General features: G+C 68.5%; 17 protein-coding genes. 5 read left to right on the top strand and 12 right to left on the bottom strand.

Annotation, left to right across the window (positions count from 1 at the left end):
* Positions 1-3 precede the first annotated feature (3 nt).
* The 4 genes from nikB to nikE are packed head-to-tail and all read left to right on the top strand — an operon-like array spanning position 4 to position 3,459.
* Positions 4-948 (top strand): nickel ABC transporter permease subunit NikB, encoded by a 945-nt coding sequence (gene nikB, locus MNI96_RS06965; RefSeq protein ID WP_249691596.1) that lies wholly within the window; start codon positions 4-6, stop codon positions 946-948.
* A complete protein-coding gene (gene nikC / locus MNI96_RS06960) occupies positions 945-1,838 on the top strand; it encodes a nickel ABC transporter permease subunit NikC (RefSeq protein ID WP_249691594.1) in 894 nt (297 codons plus the stop codon). Before nikB ends, nikC begins: the two co-directional genes overlap by 4 nt.
* Entirely contained in the window at positions 1,835-2,647 is an 813-nt protein-coding gene (nikD, locus tag MNI96_RS06955; protein ID WP_283776391.1) for a nickel import ATP-binding protein NikD, read from the top strand. Before nikC ends, nikD begins: the two co-directional genes overlap by 4 nt.
* Positions 2,644-3,459 carry a nickel import ATP-binding protein NikE gene (gene nikE / locus MNI96_RS06950; RefSeq protein WP_249691593.1) on the top strand — a complete coding sequence of 272 codons (816 nt, stop codon included), beginning with the start codon at positions 2,644-2,646 and terminating at the stop codon, positions 3,457-3,459. The genes nikD and nikE overlap by 4 nt, the downstream gene beginning before the upstream one ends.
* Before the next feature lie 87 nt (positions 3,460-3,546).
* On the opposite strand, the gene MNI96_RS06945 is transcribed toward nikE, so the two are convergent.
* The 11 genes from MNI96_RS06945 to hmgA form a co-directional block, all read right to left on the bottom strand.
* Positions 3,547-4,773, bottom strand: coding sequence for a lipase family protein (locus MNI96_RS06945; protein ID WP_249691591.1), 1,227 nt, complete (start codon positions 4,771-4,773; stop codon positions 3,547-3,549).
* Between the two features lie 89 nt (positions 4,774-4,862).
* Entirely contained in the window at positions 4,863-5,801 is a 939-nt protein-coding gene (locus MNI96_RS06940; protein WP_249691589.1) for an OmpA family protein, read from the bottom strand.
* A gap of 302 nt (positions 5,802-6,103) precedes the next feature.
* On the bottom strand, positions 6,104-6,601 hold the full coding sequence (locus tag MNI96_RS06935; RefSeq protein WP_249691587.1) for a DUF2214 domain-containing protein: 498 nt from the start codon (positions 6,599-6,601) through the stop codon (positions 6,104-6,106).
* Positions 6,602-6,611: 10 nt separating this feature from the next.
* A complete protein-coding gene (locus MNI96_RS06930; RefSeq protein WP_249691586.1) occupies positions 6,612-6,998 on the bottom strand; it encodes a DUF6152 family protein in 387 nt (128 codons plus the stop codon).
* A 13-nt stretch (positions 6,999-7,011) separates the two neighbouring features.
* A complete protein-coding gene (locus MNI96_RS06925) occupies positions 7,012-7,650 on the bottom strand; it encodes a histidine phosphatase family protein (RefSeq protein WP_249691584.1) in 639 nt (212 codons plus the stop codon).
* Positions 7,651-7,778: 128 nt separating this feature from the next.
* Positions 7,779-8,321 carry a VOC family protein gene (locus tag MNI96_RS06920; RefSeq protein ID WP_249692200.1) on the bottom strand — a complete coding sequence of 181 codons (543 nt, stop codon included), beginning with the start codon at positions 8,319-8,321 and terminating at the stop codon, positions 7,779-7,781.
* Positions 8,322-8,442: 121 nt separating this feature from the next.
* Positions 8,443-8,667 (bottom strand): DUF2783 domain-containing protein, encoded by a 225-nt coding sequence (locus MNI96_RS06915; protein ID WP_249691582.1) that lies wholly within the window; start codon positions 8,665-8,667, stop codon positions 8,443-8,445.
* 35 nt (positions 8,668-8,702) lie between these two features.
* Entirely contained in the window at positions 8,703-10,331 is a 1,629-nt protein-coding gene (locus MNI96_RS06910; protein WP_249691580.1) for an FAD-dependent oxidoreductase, read from the bottom strand.
* An 83-nt stretch (positions 10,332-10,414) separates the two neighbouring features.
* A complete protein-coding gene (locus MNI96_RS06905) occupies positions 10,415-11,374 on the bottom strand; it encodes an MBL fold metallo-hydrolase (RefSeq protein ID WP_249691578.1) in 960 nt (319 codons plus the stop codon).
* 237 nt (positions 11,375-11,611) lie between these two features.
* Positions 11,612-12,628, bottom strand: coding sequence for a fumarylacetoacetate hydrolase family protein (locus MNI96_RS06900; protein WP_249691576.1), 1,017 nt, complete (start codon positions 12,626-12,628; stop codon positions 11,612-11,614).
* 3 nt (positions 12,629-12,631) lie between these two features.
* On the bottom strand, positions 12,632-13,957 hold the full coding sequence (hmgA, locus tag MNI96_RS06895) for a homogentisate 1,2-dioxygenase (protein ID WP_249691574.1): 1,326 nt from the start codon (positions 13,955-13,957) through the stop codon (positions 12,632-12,634).
* 114 nt (positions 13,958-14,071) lie between these two features.
* Between hmgA and MNI96_RS06890 the strand changes: the two genes are divergently transcribed.
* Positions 14,072-14,515, top strand: a complete 444-nt coding sequence (locus tag MNI96_RS06890) for a MarR family winged helix-turn-helix transcriptional regulator (protein WP_249691572.1) — start codon at positions 14,072-14,074, stop codon at positions 14,513-14,515.
* A gap of 39 nt (positions 14,516-14,554) precedes the next feature.
* Here the strand turns inward: MNI96_RS06890 and polA are convergent, their stop codons facing one another.
* Positions 14,555-17,572: a DNA polymerase I gene (polA, locus tag MNI96_RS06885; RefSeq protein ID WP_249691570.1), complete on the bottom strand. Its 3,018-nt coding sequence runs from the start codon at positions 17,570-17,572 to the stop codon at positions 14,555-14,557.
* Between the last annotated feature and the right edge of the window lies 1 nt (position 17,573).

Genomic DNA, 17,573 nt, shown 5'->3' with positions numbered 1-17,573 from the left:
CCGATGGCCGGGTTCATCCTCCGCCGCGTCCTCCTGCTGCTGCCGATGCTGCTCGGCGCCTCGCTGGTCGTCTTCCTGATGCTGCGGCTGGGGCCGAGCGACCCGGCGATGGACTATCTGCGCCTGTCCAAGGTGCCGCCGACGCCGCAGGCGCTGGAGGACGCGCGCATGATGCTCGGGCTCGACCGGCCGATCATGACCCAGTATCTCGACTGGCTCGGCAAGGCGGTGCGGCTCGATTTCGGCACCTCCTATGCCACCCGGCGCCCGGTCCTGCCGGACCTGCTGCACTTCCTGCCGGCAACGCTGCAGCTGGCCGGTGTCGCGCTGGCGCTGACCATCGGCCTGTCGGTGCCGCTCGGCATCTGGGCGGCGCGCTACCGCGAGCGCTGGCCGGACCACCTGGTACGGCTCATCGCCTTCATCGGCGTCTCGATGCCGAATTTCTGGCTCGGTTTCCTCCTGGTGCTTCTGTTCTCGGTCCATCTCGGCTGGTTGCCGGCGATGGGGCGCGGCGGGCTTGCCCATCTGGTGATGCCGGCGCTCGCCATCTCGTTCATGTCGCTCGCCATCAACGCCCGGCTGCTCCGCGCCAGCATGCTGGAGGCCGCCGGCCAGCCGCATGTGCGCTACGCCCGGCTGCGCGGCCTGCCCGAGCGGCGGGTCGAGCACGCCCATGTGCTGCGCAATGCCTGGCTGCCCGTCATCACCGCCATGGGCATGCATGTCGGCGAGATGATCGGCGGCACCCTGATCATCGAAAGCATCTTCGGCTGGCCGGGCGTCGGCCGCTACGCCGTCTCGGCCATCCTCAACCGCGACTATCCGGTGATCCAGTGCTTCACCCTGGCGATGGTCGCCATCTTCATGCTGTGCAATCTCGTGGTCGACATCGTCTATGCGCTGGCCGACCCGCGCATCCGCCTGTCGGCGGAGGGGGTGGAATGACCGACCTGCCGCTCCATCGGTCCTCCGAACGTCCCTCCCGTCGTTTCCTCTCCCGGCTTGCCGCGCCGTTCGCGGGCCGCTGGCCGGTGCGCATCGCCCTTGCCGTCGTCGCCCTGCTGCTGGTCGCGGCGGTGGCCGGTCCCTGGATCTCGCCGCACGATCCCGACGCGATCGATCTGACCCAGCGCCTGCGGGGCGCCGATGCCGTCCATTGGCTCGGCACGGATCATCTCGGCCGCGACATCCTCTCGCGGCTGATCGCCGGCGTGCGCGTCTCGCTCGGCGTCGTCGCGCTGACGCTGGCGCTCATTCTCGTGCTCGGCATCGTGGTGGGCGGCGCCTCCGGCTTCATCGGCGGGCGCACCGACCAGCTGATCATGCGCGTCACCGACGTGTTCCTCACCTTCCCCACCCTGGTGCTGGCCCTGTTCATGATCGGCATGCTCGGCACCGGCCTCGTCAACGTGGTCATCGCCATCGCCCTGTCGCACTGGGCTTGGTATGCGCGCATCGTGCGCGGCATCGTCCTGTCGCTGCGCCATCGCGACTACCTGCTGGCCGCCCGCCTTGCCGGGGCGAGCCGGCTGCGCATCTTCGCCGCCCACCTCCTGCCCGCCACCCTGTCGCAACTCTTGGTGCTCGCCACGCTCGATATCGGCCACATGATGCTGCATGTCTCCGGCCTCTCCTTCCTCGGCCTCGGCGTCGCGCCGCCGACCGCCGAATGGGGCGTGATGATCGGCGATGCGCGCCAGTTCGTGTGGACCGCGCCGCTGCTGATCTTCTGGCCGGGCCTCGCGCTCTTCGTCTCGGTGATGGCGTTCAACATCCTGGGCGATGCGCTGCGCGACCGTCTCGACCCGCATCTGAGGGCGGACCATTGTCACTGAATCTCGCCCCGAAACCCGCATCCGCATCCGGAACCCTCTCCATCGAGGGGCTGACGGTCGCCGCCGGCCGCGACGGCGCCGGTCCCGTCCTGGTCCGCGACCTGACGCTGGAGGTCCGGCGCGGCCGCGTGCTGGCGCTGGTCGGGGCCAGCGGCTCGGGCAAGTCGATGACCTGCATGGCGGCGCTCGGCACCCTGCCGCCCGGCACCAGGGCGCTGTCCGGCCGCGTCCGTCTCGACGGTGCCGAGTGCCCGCCGGCGAGCCTGCGCGGCCGGCAGGTCGCGACGATCCTGCAGAACCCGCGCAGCGCCTTCAATCCGGTGCGGACCATGCGCGACCATGCGCTGGAGACGCTTGCCGCGCTGGGCCTTGCCGGTCCCGATGCCGACGCCCGTATCGAGGCGGCCATGGCCGAGGCCGGGCTCGACGAGCCCGCCCGCATCCTGCCGCTGCATGCTTTCGAGATGAGCGGCGGCATGCTGCAGCGGATGATGATCGCGCTGGCGCTCCTCGCCGAGGCGCCGTTCCTCTTCGCCGACGAGCCGACCACCGATCTCGATCTCGTGGTGCAGGCGCGCATCCTCGATCTTCTGGAGCGTCTCGTTGCCGCGCGCGGCCTCGGCGTCCTGCTCGTCACCCACGACATGGGCGTCGTCGCCCGCCTTGCCGACGATGTCGCGGTGCTCGATCACGGCCGGCTGGTCGAATGCGCGCCGGTCGAGGAGGTGTTCCATGCGCCGCGCCATCCCCTCACCCGGATGCTGGTTTCGGCGCATCTTGCCCTTTACGGACTGGAGCTTGCCCCATGACGCTGATCCGCGCCGACGGCGTGTCCCGGACCTATCGCAGCACCTCGCTGGTCGGGACGGGCGCCGCACGCACCGCGCTTGATGGCGTCTCGCTTTCGGTCGCGGCCGGCGAGACCGTCGCCCTGCTCGGCCGCAGCGGCTGCGGCAAGAGCACGCTGGCGCGCCTGCTCTGCGGGCTGGAGCGGCCCGACGGCGGCACCGTCTCGTTTCGCGGCGCGCCGCTTGCCCGTCTCGACCGGTCAGGCCTGCACCGGTTTCGCCGCGAGGTTCAGATGGTGTTCCAGGACGCACCCGGCGCGGTCGATCCCCGCTTCGACATCCGCTCGATCATCGCCGAGCCGCTGCGCCACCTGACTTCGCTCGATGCTCCCGCCCGCGCCCGCCGGGTCGACGAGCTGCTCGAGATGGTCGAGCTGCCGGCCTCGCTCGCCCCCATGCTGCCCTCGCAGGTCAGCGGCGGCCAGCTCCAGCGCGTATGCATCGCCCGGGCCCTCGCGCCAGAGCCGGCCCTCGTCATTCTCGACGAGGCGGTCTCCAATCTCGACCTGCACCTTCAGGCCGCGACGCTGGCGCTGCTCAAGCGGCTCCAGCAGGCCTCCGGCATCGCCTGCCTCTTCGTCACCCACGACCTGCGGCTGGTCGAGCGCTTCGCCGACCGCACCATCGTCATGCAGCGAGGACAAGTCGTCGAGGAGACGGGGACAAGTGCCCTGTCGGAGCTCCGCCACCCCGCCTCGCTGGAGCTCAAGGCGGCGATCCTGCCGCCGCTGCCGGCGCGCGTCCGCACCGTGAAGGTCGTCGCCGCCGGCTGATCGGCGGGATTGAGACGGCGCTCGCAAATTTCCGGGAAATTGAGACGGAATTTCGCAAAATCCGTCTCGAAAATTTCTGAAACTGTTTTACCTTTGAGAACAAGTGCTTGACGCAGGTTTTCCGGCGAAACGGTCCTCGGTCCAGGCCAGCAGCTGCGGCGTCAGGGCCGAGCCCGGTTCGACCAGGCTGACATGGGTGAGGCCAGGATATTCCCGGTAGTCGACCGGCTGGCCGGCGGCGCAGCGCCGCGCGACGTAGCCTTCCTGCAGCGCCGGATCGATCACCTCGTCGGCCAGCCCCTGCGCCAGCAGCAGCGGCGCGTCGATGGCCCCGTTCGGGCCGTTCTGCGCCAGCCTGTCCCCGAACGGACCTTCCGAAATCGGCTGCAGGAACAGCCCCTGATCGGGCAGCAGCCGGGTCAGCGCCAGCGACCAGACCGCGCGCCAGTCCAGGATGCAGCGGCGGGATATGTCCTTGGCCACCATCGCGTGGAAGCGGCTGACATAGGCCTCGCCGATCTCCGGGTAGAGCCGGCGATAGGCGGTGTAGAGATAGGCCGAGATGATCTCGCCGAACGCGCTGCTGGCACCCTTGCCGAGCATCGCCGCGAGCTCGGTCACCGGCGCCATCGCGGCCACCCCGGCGATCTCCAGCTCCGGTGCGTCGGCGCCGGCCCGCATGCCGGTCCACAGCGCTGCATGGCCGCCCTGCGAATGGCCCCAGACGACGACCCGCTCGCCGAGCTGCCAGTCCGCCATCTGCCTGGCGGCATTGACGGAATCGAGCACCGAATAGGCGGCCACCTGCCCGACCAGATAGGCATGATGGCCCGGCGCGCCCATGCCCGCATAATCGGTCGCCACCATCGCCCAGCCGCGCTCGACCACCTCGTCCATGCCCGGCGTTCCGCCGAAGGGCGCCGGCGAGGTGGAGGGCGCGCAGCCCGGGGCGATGCCGGTGGTGCCATGCGCCCAGGCGATCACCGGCCGCGGGCCTTGCGCGGGGATATCCGGCAGAACGACGATCGCGCTGGCGACGGTCGGCGAGCCGTCTTCCAGGCGGCTGGTATAGAGGATACGCCAGCCCTTCGCCCCGGCCGGAATGTCCGTGTCGTAGGCTTCGCTGCGCAGCAGGATGCCGGGCTCTGCCGGAGGTGTCGGCGGCGGCGTGTAGAAGGCGCCCGGCTGGTCCGGCAGGGTCGCCCACCAGGCTGCGGCCAGCGCCGCGGCGAGCAGCAGGCCAAGCCCGCCCAGCCATTTTCCGGCCGCGCGGCCTCGCCCGCCCTTGCGGGTATCATCCGGATTTTCCTGCATTTCCAGCCCCTCGCCCGTCCCTGTCCTCGAACAATCCATCTCATGGACGGCTGACGCGAGGCAACGGGAGAATGGAACCGCAGGCTGTATCAGCGGACGATTTCGACGATCTCCACCCGCCGGTTCCTGGCCCGCCCCTCTTCGCTTCTGTTGCTGGCCACGGGGGCGACCATGCCGGCGCCGGCCGGCGTCATCCGCGCGGCGGCGATGCCATGCGCTGCGGCCAGCCGGTCGACCACCGCCTGGGCGCGCCGCTGCGACAGCGACAGGTTGTAGTCGAAGCCGCCCTTGCCGTCGGTGTGGCCGACAATCAGCACGGCAAGGTCCGGAGTGTCGCCCAACAGCCGGCCGAGCTCGGCGATCTGGTCGGCAGAGGCGGCGGTGATCTCGGCGCTGTCGAATTCGAAGGTGATGCCATAAACGGCGATCCGGCCGTCGCGAGCCAGGGTTTCAGCCATTTCGTCGGCGGCAAGCACGGCGATGCGGCCGGTTTCCATCGGCGTCGCCTCGACCACCGTCACCGCCAGATGCGGCATCAGGGGCCGGTCGCCGCGCGCCTTCGTCTCGACGCCGAGCATCGCCACGGTCACGGTCGCCTCCGCGTTTTGCCGTTCCGCCAGCAGGTAGATGGTGGTGCCCCAGGTCGTGGGCAGGCCGATGCCCGCCCGTCCGGCCGCCCAGAAATCCGGCAGCGAGCCTCCCGGAGCGCACTCGTCCCTGCCGCGGCAGAACAGGCGGATCGCAAAACCCTTCGCCTCGAGCTCGGCCTGGTGGTTGCGCATCACCTCCAGCAGCGAGCGGCCGCCCGGCCCCTCGTAGCGCAGCGACGTGATGCGTCCGGAGAATTCCCCCTGCCAGGTGCCCCGATTGTCCCTACCGCCGCGCTCCAGCGGGGTGACCGGCAGCCGGATCTCGTCATAGGCGCGGCTCTCGTGGGCGGTAATCACCGCCCCCTCATAGCGTCCGACCAGCGGATGGTCGGAAGCGCCTGCGAGGTCCGCCTGCTGGCCGCTCGCCGGCAGCGGCATGGCGAGTGCGCCCAGAAGAGCGAGTGCGCGAACGGATGCGACGCGCCTCGGAAGTCGCTGCGAACCAGTCAGGAGAGCGTTGGGAAACAAAGGGAAAAATCGGTAACGGGGCAAAACGGAAAGCAAACGTGCGAAGGATCGGGACGCCATGCCGTGTCTCCAGCAATCGCGCCCTGCCGGCAACCGGAAGCCCCGCCGGTTGCCGCAAGGCACTTTGCGCGCCTGCGACCTATGCTGGTATCGCCTAGCGGGAAAATGCGGCCCGAATACGGCCCGGATCGACCGTGAAGCCGGCGGCAATGCTAGTCGGTGAAGGCAAGCATCCGGCCGCAGACCAGCGCGGCGGTCCAGATGGCCAGCGACAGCGCCCCGGCAAGCCTCAGCCGGGTCGGCGGCAGCCGTGCCAGCCGGTCGGCCATATCGCCGTCCGCCGCGCTCCTTGCGGCCGCTCTGTGGGTGGCGAGGGCCGAGCCCGCACCCAGCAGGACGAGGCCGATCTTGGCGAGAAACAGCGGCGCGCCGGCGTAATCGGCCGGCGCCGACAGGAACAGCAGTGCGCCGGAGACGAGCGCGAGCGCCAGCCCGCCGGCAGCGACCGGCACCAACGCCCGGGCGAGCGCGGCCAGCGGAATGCGGCCGCGCCACAGGCCGAGGAGCCGCAGGTTGAGCGGCACGATGGCGCCGAAAAGCAACGACAGGCCAATCACATGCAGCGTGTTGACGCCGGCATAGCCCCAGCGCGAGACCCGCATCCACTCGGCCAGCGGCAGCCCCGCAAGCAGGTCCACAAGCCCTTGCATTGCGGCCGGCCTAGTCGCGGCCGGGATAGAGGTCGTAGCTGCGTCCCGAGATGACGATCCGTTCCGCCTTCATCAAGCGGTCCTCGATATTCGCCGAAGGTTCGCCGATGAAGGTGGCCTCGACGCCCGGTGCGAGGTCTCCGTCCTTCAGGCCGGCGCGTTCGTTGCGCCAGGGCTGGCCGACCTCGACCTGCCAGCTCTCGCCTTCCGCATCGACCGTCAGCACGCCGTGCGGATTGCCGAGCCGCGCCTCGCTGATCACGCCGGTCAGCTCGATGTTCTTTCCCGTCGTCCAGCGCCAGCCGTGATGGGCGATCGCGGGGATGGTCAGGGCTGCGGCAACGCCGAGGCAAAGGGCGGCGGCCAGGGCGCGCAGGGTCGTTCTGCTCGAGTTCATGGACTTCTCCTCGTCATGATCCGCCCGGCGGGGCGGGAAGGGCAATGCGGCCGATCACCGTGAACACCTCGCCCTCCGGCCGGCCGACGATGATCTCGCCGGAGGAGGGATAAACGCCGGTCAGGGCCGTGATGTTGACCTGGTGGGTCACGAGGACAGCGACCGTTCCTCGCGGAAGGGCGCGGATCGCGGCCGCAAGGCGCTGCGTCTGGCTTTCGGCTTCGCGCCTGTCGGCAAAGAAGGAGTTGAGGTCCGGCAGTTCCTGTACTTCACCGAGACCGAGAAGCGCGGCCGTCTCCCGCGCGCGGCACCACTGCGAGGTCAGCACTCGGTCGACCGCGATGCCGCGCGCGCGGAAGGCGGCGCCGATGGCTCGCGCCTGGGCGCGGCCGCGCTCGTCGAGATTGCGCTGGGTCGTGCAGTCGTCGAGCCGGAAGTCGGCGGGGTCGCCGGTGCCGGGGGCGAGCGCGTGCCGCATCACGGCGATGGCGCCGCGGTCGGAGGAGAGCGCCGCCCAGGCCTGCGCCTCGCCGCTTGCCCGTGCCGCCTCGATGGCGGGGCCGGTCAGCACCAGAAGGCCAAGGAGCGCGAGCACAAGCCGGCGGAACCGGCCTTTCGCGTCGCCTATTGCAAACGGGAACAGATCGATCATCTTCCGGTCCGCTGTCGGTCCGGCGAAAGGGGGATACCTTGCGCCAGACCCAGCAGTTAGGGCGGTCGGCGCGCCCGTCAAACCGGATTTCCGCGTGGCGCGGCGATCCGAAGGGCCTGGAGTTATCCTCAGGCCTTTCCGAGTTCCCTGGCATGCAGCCAGGCGGCATGCTGGGGCGCCCGCTTGGTCTTCGACCACTCCTCGAGCATCTCCCACTTCACCGCGTCGAGCTTCTTCAGCATCTCCTCCTCGGCCGGATCCGGGCAGGCCAGCTCGATGCGGTGGCCGTTCGGATCGAAGAAATAGATCGAATGGAAGATCGAATGATCGGTGACGCCGAGCACTTCGATGCCGTTTGCCTCCAGCCGCTCCTTGTAGGCGACCAGCGTGTCGCGGTCCTTCACCTTGAAGGCGATGTGCTGCACCCAGACCGGCGTGTTCGGATCCCTGCCCATCTCCGGCTTGGTGGGAAGCTCGAAGAAGGCGAGAACGTTGCCCGCGCCCGCGTCTAGAAAGACGTGCATGTAGGGGTCCGGCTCATGGGTCGAGGGCACCTTGTCCTCGGCGATGGCCAGCACGAACCCCATGTTCAGGTTGTCGACATACCAGTTCACCGTCTCCTTCGCGTCCTTGCAGCGATAGGCGACGTGGTGGATCCGGTCGATCTTCAGGTCAGCTTGGGCAGTCATTGCGGGCACTCCCGTTTTCATCGTTGAAACGGAACGCCCCGTCCGCGTTCGGCAGGGTCGCAGCAGCCACGGGCCCCTCAGCCGCCGGCTGCTGCAGGAAGGCTCAAGTCATTGGCGCGCCTTGCAGTCTGGCGGCGGCAAAGGCCTCGCGCAGCACCTCGCGGTCGCCGATATGGTTGGCCAGCACCAGCACCAGCCTGGCGTTCAGCGCCTCGCTGTCCTCGCGCGACAGCCCCTCGTGCAGCGCGATCAGCTCGGCATAGAAGCCGTCGGGATCGGGAAGGTTGGGGGCCAGTTGCAGGCCCGTCTCCTTGGTCGTTTCGCTCATCTCGGGTTTCCTTGCGTTCCGGCCGGTTCGGGCCGTTATCCCCGCCCGGCGTTGTCGCTTCGGGCGGTGGCGATCCGCAGCGCCCGCGTCACCTCGCCGGCATCGAACGCCTCCCAGCGGGCCGCGACATGCTGGTCGGGGCGGATCAGGTAGACGGCGCTCTTCGCCTCGCCGAGATAGCGCGCGGCGAGCGCGCCGGTCGGGTTGTCGGCGGCCGACAGCGCCACCCGTTCGACCGGGATGCCGTCGATCGTCAGCGTGCTAGGTGCCTCCACGTCTATGGTCACCAGCTGGAAGCGGTCGCCGAGCCGGTCGATCAGCCATCCGCCGGCAATCGGCGCATCGCTCGCCGGCGCGCCCGGCCGGGTGCGGGCCGGCATCGCCGCGCAGTCCGGGCCATTGAGCGGCGAGCCGTGATAGGTCGCCGGCAGCGACAGGCGGCCGGAATTGACCAGCGGCCGCGCGAAGGCGTGATGCTCGGCCAGTTCCAGCACCGCATCGCGGAACACCCGGCTGGCATGGCTTTTCGGCGTGATGAAGTCGGTCGAGCGCGACGAGTTAAGGATGTTCTCGTCCGCGGCGAAGACGCGCTCGGCATCGTAGCTGTCGAGCAGGGCTTCCGGCGCGGTGCCCTCGACCACGAGCTTCAGCTTCCAGGCCAGGTTATCCGTGTCCTGCAGGCCGGAATTGGCGCCGCGCGCGCCGAAAGGCGAAACCTGATGCGCGCTGTCGCCGGCGAAGATCACCCGGCCGTGGCGGAACTTTTCCATCCGGCGGCACTGGAACGTGTAGATCGATACCCATTCCAGCTCGTACTCGATATCCTCGCCCAGCATCGCCTTCAGCTTCGGCGCGATGCGCTCCGGCTGCTTTTCCGCCTCGCGGTCGATATCCCAGCCGAGCTGCAGGTCGATGCGCCAGACATCGTCCGGCTGGCGGTGCAGCAGCGCCGACTGGCCGCGGTTGAACGGCGGGTCGAACCAGAACCAGCGCTCGGTCGGAAAGTCCGCCTTCATGACGACGTCGGCGATCAGGAAGTTGTCCTCGAACACCCGGCCGCGGAAATCGAGGCCGAGCATGGCCCGCGTCGGCGAGCCGGCGCCGTCGCAGGCGACCAGCCAGTCGGCATGGAGCCGGTACGGCCCCTCGGGCGTTTCCACGGTGAGTTCGACGCCATCGGCAAGCTGCGCGACCGCGCTCACCTTGTTGCCGCCGCGCAGCTCCAGAAGCCCGGTGTCGCGGCCGATCTCCAGCGCCCGCTCGACCAGATATTGCTCGAGATAATATTGCTGGAGATTGATGAAGGCCGGCCGCTTGTGCCCGCCCTCGGGCAGCAGGTTGAACTCGTAGACCTTGCGTTCGTCGAAGAAGACCTTGCCGAGGTTCCACACGACGCCCTTGTCGACCATCTTCTGGCCGCAGCCGAGCCGGTCGAGGATCTCCAGCGGCCGCTTGGCGAAGCAGATCGCCCGCGAGCCCCAGCTCACCTTGTCGTTCTCGTCGAGCACCGTGACGGCAACGCCCTGCTGGGCAAGGTCGATGGCGAGCGCCAGACCGACCGGTCCCGCGCCGATCACCACCACCGGACGGCGGGCCGGCTCGGCGGCGTCCTGGTCGGCGCAGCGGACATAAGGGTAGAGCGGCGTTTCGAAGACCTTCGTCATGTGACCTCCCGGGACGGCCTTCCGTCGGAAAAAGGCCACCGCAGGCCGCGCCCTTCCGGGCGCGCACCCGCGGCGGCGGGTCGTCAGCCCTGGAGGGCTTCCCACATGTCCTTGTCGCGCTGGGCCGTCCAGATGCGCGGCGTGTCGATGCCGAGCGCCTCGTCATAGGCGCGCGCCACGTTGAACGGCAGGCAGTGCTCGTAGATCGCGTAGGACGAGTACTTCGGGTCGCAGGAGGCGCGGGCCGCGTCCCAGGCTTCCTTAAGCGAGCCGCCGCGCGTTGCCACCTGCGCCACCGGACGGAAGGTCGAGGTGACGAAATCGGCGGTGGCGTCGAGCGCCGCGTTGACCATCTCCTTGCCGACCAGCGCATCGCCCCGCCCCGGCGCGATGGCGTCGACGTCGAAGGCGCGGATGCGCTCCAGCGTGCCCGGCCAGTCGCGGAAATGCCCGTCGCCGCAATAGCAGGCGGAGTGGTATTCGACGATATCACCGGTGAACATGACGTTCTGGTCCGGCACATGGATGACGATATCCCCGGCCGTATGGGCGCGGCCGAGGAAGCTGAGGTCGACGCGGCGCTTACCGAGGAAGACGCTCATCTTGTCGGTGAAGGTGGTGGTCGGCCAGGTCAGCGGCGGAATGTCGGCGACATTCTCGTAGCCCTGGAACAGGCGCGGGAAGCGCATGAACTCGGACTCGCGGTCCTCCGCGCCGCGCTCGGCGACCATCGAGCGGGCCTTGTCGCTCATGATGATCGTCGGCGCCTGGTAGGCGGCCGCGCCCAGCACGCGCACGGCGTGGTAATGGGTCAGCACCAGATGGCTGATCGGCTTGTCGGTGACCTCGCGCACCTTCTCGATCACCTTGCCGGCAAGGCGCGGGGTCGCCTGCGCCTCGACGATCATGACGCTGTCGTCGCCGATGATGACGCCGGTGTTCGGGTCGCCCTCGGCGGTGAAGGCCCACAGGCCCTCGCCAATCTCGGTGAAGGAGATCTTCTTCTCGGTCATGTCGCCCTGGGAGGCGAATTGCTTGCTCACGGGGGATATCCTCTTGTTCTGCAGTTCGGTTCGGCGGAAGCGCTGCGGCTCCCGCCAAGGGTTCGAATCTATCGGGCTTCGGCGACGATGGCGTCGAGCTGCGCCTTCAGCGACTGCAACTCGCCGTCCAGCGGCGTGACGATGTCGCCGTGCCAAGGGCCAGCCCGGCGATCGCCGCAAGCATCCGCACAGTCTTCATCGCGAACTCCCTCCCTCGATCGGCGCCCGCGAGGGGCCTCAGGCCTTCTCGTATTTCTCGACCGTCTGCTCGATGGCGCCGAAGACCGAATGGCCGTCCGCATCCTGCATCTCGATCCGCACCGTGTCGCCGAAGCGCATGAACGGCGTCTTGGGTGCGCCCGTCTCGATGGTCTCGATCATCCGGATCTCGGCGATGCAGGAATAGCCGACGCCGCCCTCGGCCACCGGCTTGCCGGGGCCACCGTCCATCTTGTTGGACACTGTGCCCGAGCCGACGATGGCGCCGGCCGACAGCGGCCGGGTCTTCGCCGCATGGGCGATCAGGGTCGGGAAGTCGAAGGTCATGTCGACGCCGGCATTGGCCCGGCCGAAGGGCTGGCCGTTCAGGTCGACGCGCAGCGGCAGGTGCACCTTGCCGCCGTCCCAGGCCTCGCCCAACTCGTCCGGCGTCACCGCGACCGGCGAGAAGGCGGAGGAGGGCTTGGACTGGAAGAAGCCGAAACCCTTGCCGAGCTCGGCCGGGATCAGGCCGCGCAGCGACACGTCGTTCACCAGCATGACCAGGCGGATGGCAGCACGCGCCTCCTCGGGCGTGGCGCCCATCGGCACGTCGCCGGTGATCACGGCGACCTCGCCCTCCATGTCGATGCCGAAGGCCTCGTCGGCCATGCGGATCGGCTCGCGCGGGGCCAGGAAGGCGTCGGAGCCGCCCTGATACATCAGCGGGTCGGTCCAGAAGCTCGCCGGCATCTCGGCGTTGCGCGCCTTGCGGACCAGCTCCACGTGATTGACGTAGGCCGAGCCGTCCGCCCATTGGTAGGCGCGCGGCAGCGGCGACAGCGCGTCGTGCTCGTGAAAGCGCAGGCTCGGCACCGCGTCGTGCTCGAGGCTTTCGGCGAGCGTCGCCAGCTTCGGTGCGACCTCGTCCCAGTTGTCCAGCGCGGCCTGCAGCGTCGGCGCGATGTGGCCGGCTTCGGTGCAGCGCGTCAGCGACGTGTTGACGAGGACGAGTTTGCCGTCGCGGCTGCAGTCGCGAAGTGTTGCGAGTTTCATGGCTTAGTCCCAGTTGCCCTCGGGGGTGCCGTCGAAGCGCTTCTTCAGCTGCGACCAGCAGTCGAGGTAGTTGTCCTGCAGGGTGTCGAGTTCCGCCGCGAAGCGCGTGAGGTGCTGCGGGAAGCGGGTCTCGAACATGAACGCCATGGTGCCCGTCAGCTTCTGCGGCTTCAACTCGGCGCGGCTCGCCTTCTCGAAGCCGTCGGCATCGGGTCCGTGCGGCAGCATCATGTTGTGAAGGCTCATGCCGCCGGGCACGAAACCTTCCTCCTTGGCGTCATAGCGACCGTAGATCAGCCCCATGAACTCCGACATGATGTTGCGATGGTACCACGGCGGGCGGAAGGAGTGCTCCGCGACCATCCAGCGCTCGGGGAAGATGACGAAGTCGATATTCGCCGTGCCTTCCTCGCCGGACGGGGCCGTCAGCACCGTGAAGATCGACGGATCGGGATGATCGAACAGGATCGCACCGACCGGCGAATAGGTGGTGAGGTCGTACTTGTAGGGCGCGTAGTTGCCGTGCCAGGCCACCACGTCGAGCGGCGAGGCGTCGAGCTTCGTCTCGTGGAAGCGGCCGCACCACTTGACCACCAGCCGGCACGGGCCTTCCTTGTCCTCGAACCAGGCGACCGGTGTCTTGAAGTCGCGCGGGTTGGCGAGGCAGTTGGCGCCGATCGGACCGCGGTCGGGCAGGGTGAACTTGGCGCCGTAATTCTCGCAGGCATAGCCGCGCGCCTTGCCGTCCAGCAATTCGACGCGGAACACCATGCCGCGCGGAATTACGCAGATCTCCTTGGGCACCACATCCATCACGCCGAGCTCGGTGGCGATGCGCAGCCCGCCTTCCTGCGGCACGATCAGCAGCTCGCCGTCGGCGTTGAAGAAATATTCGTCCACCATGTCGGCATTGGCGACATAGACATGGCTCGCCATGCCCGCCTGGCCGTTGACGTCGCCGGCCGTGGTCATGGTGCGCATGCCGGTGAGGAAGGTCACCGGCGTCTCGGGGATCGGCACCGGATCCCAGCGCAGCTGGCCGAGCGCCAGCGAATGGTCGTCGACCGTCGGCGCGCTCTTCCACTCCGGCAGGGAGACGGGTGAGAAGCGGCCGGAATGCTTGACCGACGGGCGGATGCGATAGAGCCAGGATCGCTCGTTGGTGCCGCGCGGGGCGGTGAACGGCGAGCCGGAAAGCTGCTCGGCATAAAGGCCGTAGGGCGCGCGCTGGGGCGAGTTCTGCCCCTGTGGCAGGGCGCCGGGCAGGGCTTCGGTCTCGAAGTCGTTGCCGAAGCCCGGCATGTAGGCCGGGGTATTCGAAAGCGTCATGTCCGATCCCTCCTGATCCAGACAGTTGATAGTTGCGTGTGTAACTGTTTTGTCTGAAACTATCAACGTGCGAAGATGCCGCTAGCTGATTTTATCGCAAAGAAGGGCTCGCAGATGACCGGACGCCTGCTGCTTGATGAGTTTCTGCCCTACCGCCTGGTCAGGGCGTCCGAACTGGTCAGCCGGCGTTTCGCCGCCCGCTACCGGGCCGCCTACGGCATCAGTCGGCCGGAATGGCGGACTTTCGCGATCCTCGGCCAGCTCGGCAACACCACGGCGACCGAGATCGGCCGCCGCTCCACCATGCACAAGACCAAGGTGAGCCGGGCGGTGGCGGCGCTGGAAAAGCGGGGCTGGCTGTCGCGCGCGACCGATGTGGCCGACCGCCGGGCCGAGCAGCTGGAGCTGACGGAGGAGGGTGCCAAGGTCTATGGCGAGCTGGTGGCGCTTGCCCGCTCGTTCCAGGCAGAATTGCTGCGCGACCTCGGGTTCGAGGCCGCCGACCGACTCGATGCCGGCCTTGCGGCGGTGGAGAAGCACTTCCTTCGCGAGGAGTGACCCTGCGCTCCTCCGGTGGGCGCAGGCAAGGCAAGGGTGTCAGTGCGCCTCGTCCCAATTGTCGGCGGCGCGGGCATCCACATGCAGCGGCACGGACAGGGTGACGGCCGGCTCGGCCGCCGTCTCCATGACCTCGCGCACCAGGGCGATGGTGGGCTCCACTTCCGCTTCCGGCACCTCGAAGATCAGCTCGTCATGCACCTGCAGCAGCATGCGGGCGGCGAGTCTGGAGGCCGAAAGCCGGTCTTCCATGCGGATCATCGCCCGGCGCAGGATGTCGGCGGCCGAGCCCTGGATCGGCGCGTTGATCGCCGCGCGCTCGTAGAAGGCGCGGTGGTTCGGGTTGGAGGTGTTCACCTCCGGATAATGCGCCCGGCGGCCGAAGATCGTCGTCACGTAGCCATTGGCATGAACGAACTTCTTCGTCTCCTCCATGTAGTCTCGAATGCCGGGGAAGCGCTTGAAATAGGTCGAGATATACTCCGCCGCCTCGCCGCGCGGGATGCCGAGCTGGGCGGCGAGACCAAAGGCGGAGATGCCGTAGATGATGCCGAAATTGATCGCCTTGGCCCGGCGGCGGACCATCGGGTCCATGCCCTCGATCGGCACGCCGAACATTTCCGAGGCGGTCATCGCATGGATGTCGAGCCCTTCGGAAAAGGCCTGCTTGAGCTGAGAGATGTCGGCCATGTGGGCAAGCACGCGCAGCTCGATCTGGCTGTAGTCGGCCGAGACCAGCTTCATGCCCTTTTCGGCGACGAAGGCCTTGCGGATCTTGCGGCCGGCTTCCGTGCGGACCGGGATGTTCTGCAGGTTCGGCTCGGACGAGGACAGGCGGCCCGTCGTCGTCGCCGCCAGCGCGTAGGACGTGTGCACGCGCCCGGTCTGCGGATTGACGAAGCCGGGCAGCGCGTCGGAATAGGTGGACTTGAGCTTGGAAAGCTGCCGCCATTCGACGATGCGCGAGGGCAGCTCGTGCCCTTCGGCGGCCAGGTCGTCGAGCACGGAAACCGAGGTCGACCAGGCGCCGGTCTTGGTCTTCTTGCCGCCGGGCAGGCCCATCTTGCCGAACAGAATGTCGCCGAGCTGCTTTGGGCTGCCGATGTTGAAGCTCTCGCCGGCGAGCTCGTGGATTTCGGCCTCCAGCGCCGCCATGCCTTGCGCGAAATCGCCGGACAGACGCGACAGCATCTGCCGGTCGATGGAGATGCCGCGCTCCTCCATGCGGGCGAGCACCGGCACCATCGGCCGCTCCAGCCGCTCGTAGACGCCGGCCATGTGCTCTGCCGCGAGCCGCGGCTTGAGCACCTGCCACAGGCGCAGGGTGACGTCGGCATCCTCCGCCGCATAGGCGGAGGCCTTGTCGAGCGGCACCTTGTCGAAGGTGATCATCGACTTGCCGGAGCCCGCGACCTCCTTGAACGGGATCGGCGTGTGGCCGAGCCAGCGCTCGGAAAGCGCGTCCATGCCGTTGCCGCCCTTTCCGGCATCCAGCGCATAGGACAGCAGCATCGTGTCGTCGAAGGGGGCGATCTCGATGCCGTAGCGCTTCAGCACCAGCCAGTCGTACTTGAGGTTCTGCGCAATCTTGAGGACGCCGGAATTCTCCAGCAGCGGCTTGAGAACGGCGAGCGCCTCGCTCATGGGGATCTGGCCGGGGATCAGGCCGCCGCCGCCCAGGAGGTCGCCCTCGCCGTCCACATGGGCGAGCGGGATGTAGCAGGCGCGTCCCGGCTGCGTCGCCAGCGATACGCCGACGAGCTCGGCCTGCATGGCATCGAGCGAGGTGGTCTCCGTATCGACCGCCACACGGCCGAGCTCGGTCGCCTCCGCGACCCAGGCCCTCAGCCGGTCGAGATCCATCACCGTCTCGTAGCCGGACGGGTCGACCTTCTGCGCTGCGGCCTGTGCGGCAGCGGTTTCCGCAACTGCCTGCGGCCGCCACAGGCCGCCGTCGCTTCCCGCTGCGGAAGCGGGCGCCGGCGCCGCCGTCCCGACGGCCGGCGCTGCGCTGTCGGGAGCGGCGCCCTCCGGCTGGGCACCGGGGCCGCCCTCCATCATCCGGCCCTTGCCGTCCGGCTCGTGCCAGCCGCGCACGACGAGGCTCGCCGGCTCGACGCCGGCAACGTCGAGGCCGGTGACCTCGCCGACCCGGCGGGTCAGGGTGGTGAACTCCATCGCCTTGAGGAAGGCGATGGCGCGGGTGCCATCGAACCCGTTGACGACGAGCGTCTCGAGCGGCTGCTCGACCGGAACGTCATCCTTCAGCGTCACCAGCTGCTTGGAGATGCGCGCCTGGTCGGCAAAGGCGATGAGGTTCTCGCGGCGCTTGGCCTGCTTGATCGTGTCGGCCTTGGACAGCAGCGTCTCCAGGTCGCCGAACTCGCTGACCAGCAGTGCGGCGGTCTTCAGGCCGATGCCCGGCACGCCCGGCACGTTGTCGACGCTGTCGCCGGCCAGCGCCTGGACCTCGATCACCTTGTCCGGACCGACGCCGAATTTCTCGAACACCTCGGCCTCGCCGAAGATTTTGTTCTTCATCGTGTCGATCATGCCGATGCGCGGACCGATCAGCTGCATCAGGTCCTTGTCGCCGGAGGCGATGGTGACGCGCGCGCCGGCCGCCGCCGCCGCGCGGGCATAGGTGGCGATCAGGTCGTCGGCCTCGAAACCTTCCTGCTCGATGCAATGGACCGAAAAGGCGCGGGTCGCCTCGCGGATCAGGCCGAACTGGGGAATCAGGTCTTCCGGTGGCTCCGGGCGCTGGGCCTTGTACTGGGGATAGATCTCGTTGCGGAACGTCTTCGCCGAATGGTCGAAGATCACCGCCATGTGGGTCGGCTCGTCGCCTTCCTCCGGGGTCAGCCCTTCCTGCAAGAGCTTCCACAGCATGTTACAGAAGCCGGAGACCGCGCCGACGGGCAGGCCGTCGGACTTGCGCGTCAAGGGCGGCAGCGCGTGGTAGGCGCGGAAGATGAACGTGGAACCGTCGACCAGGATCAGGTGGTCGTCGGCGGTGAGGGCGGAGGCGGCTTCGTTCGACATGGCGCGGATCATG

It is taken from the genome of Stappia sp. WLB 29, assembly GCF_023507705.1.
Classification (GTDB): Bacteria; Pseudomonadota; Alphaproteobacteria; order Rhizobiales; family Stappiaceae; genus Stappia.
Note: the sequence above shows the minus strand (reverse complement) of the source record. Positions and strands in the feature narration are given on the sequence as shown.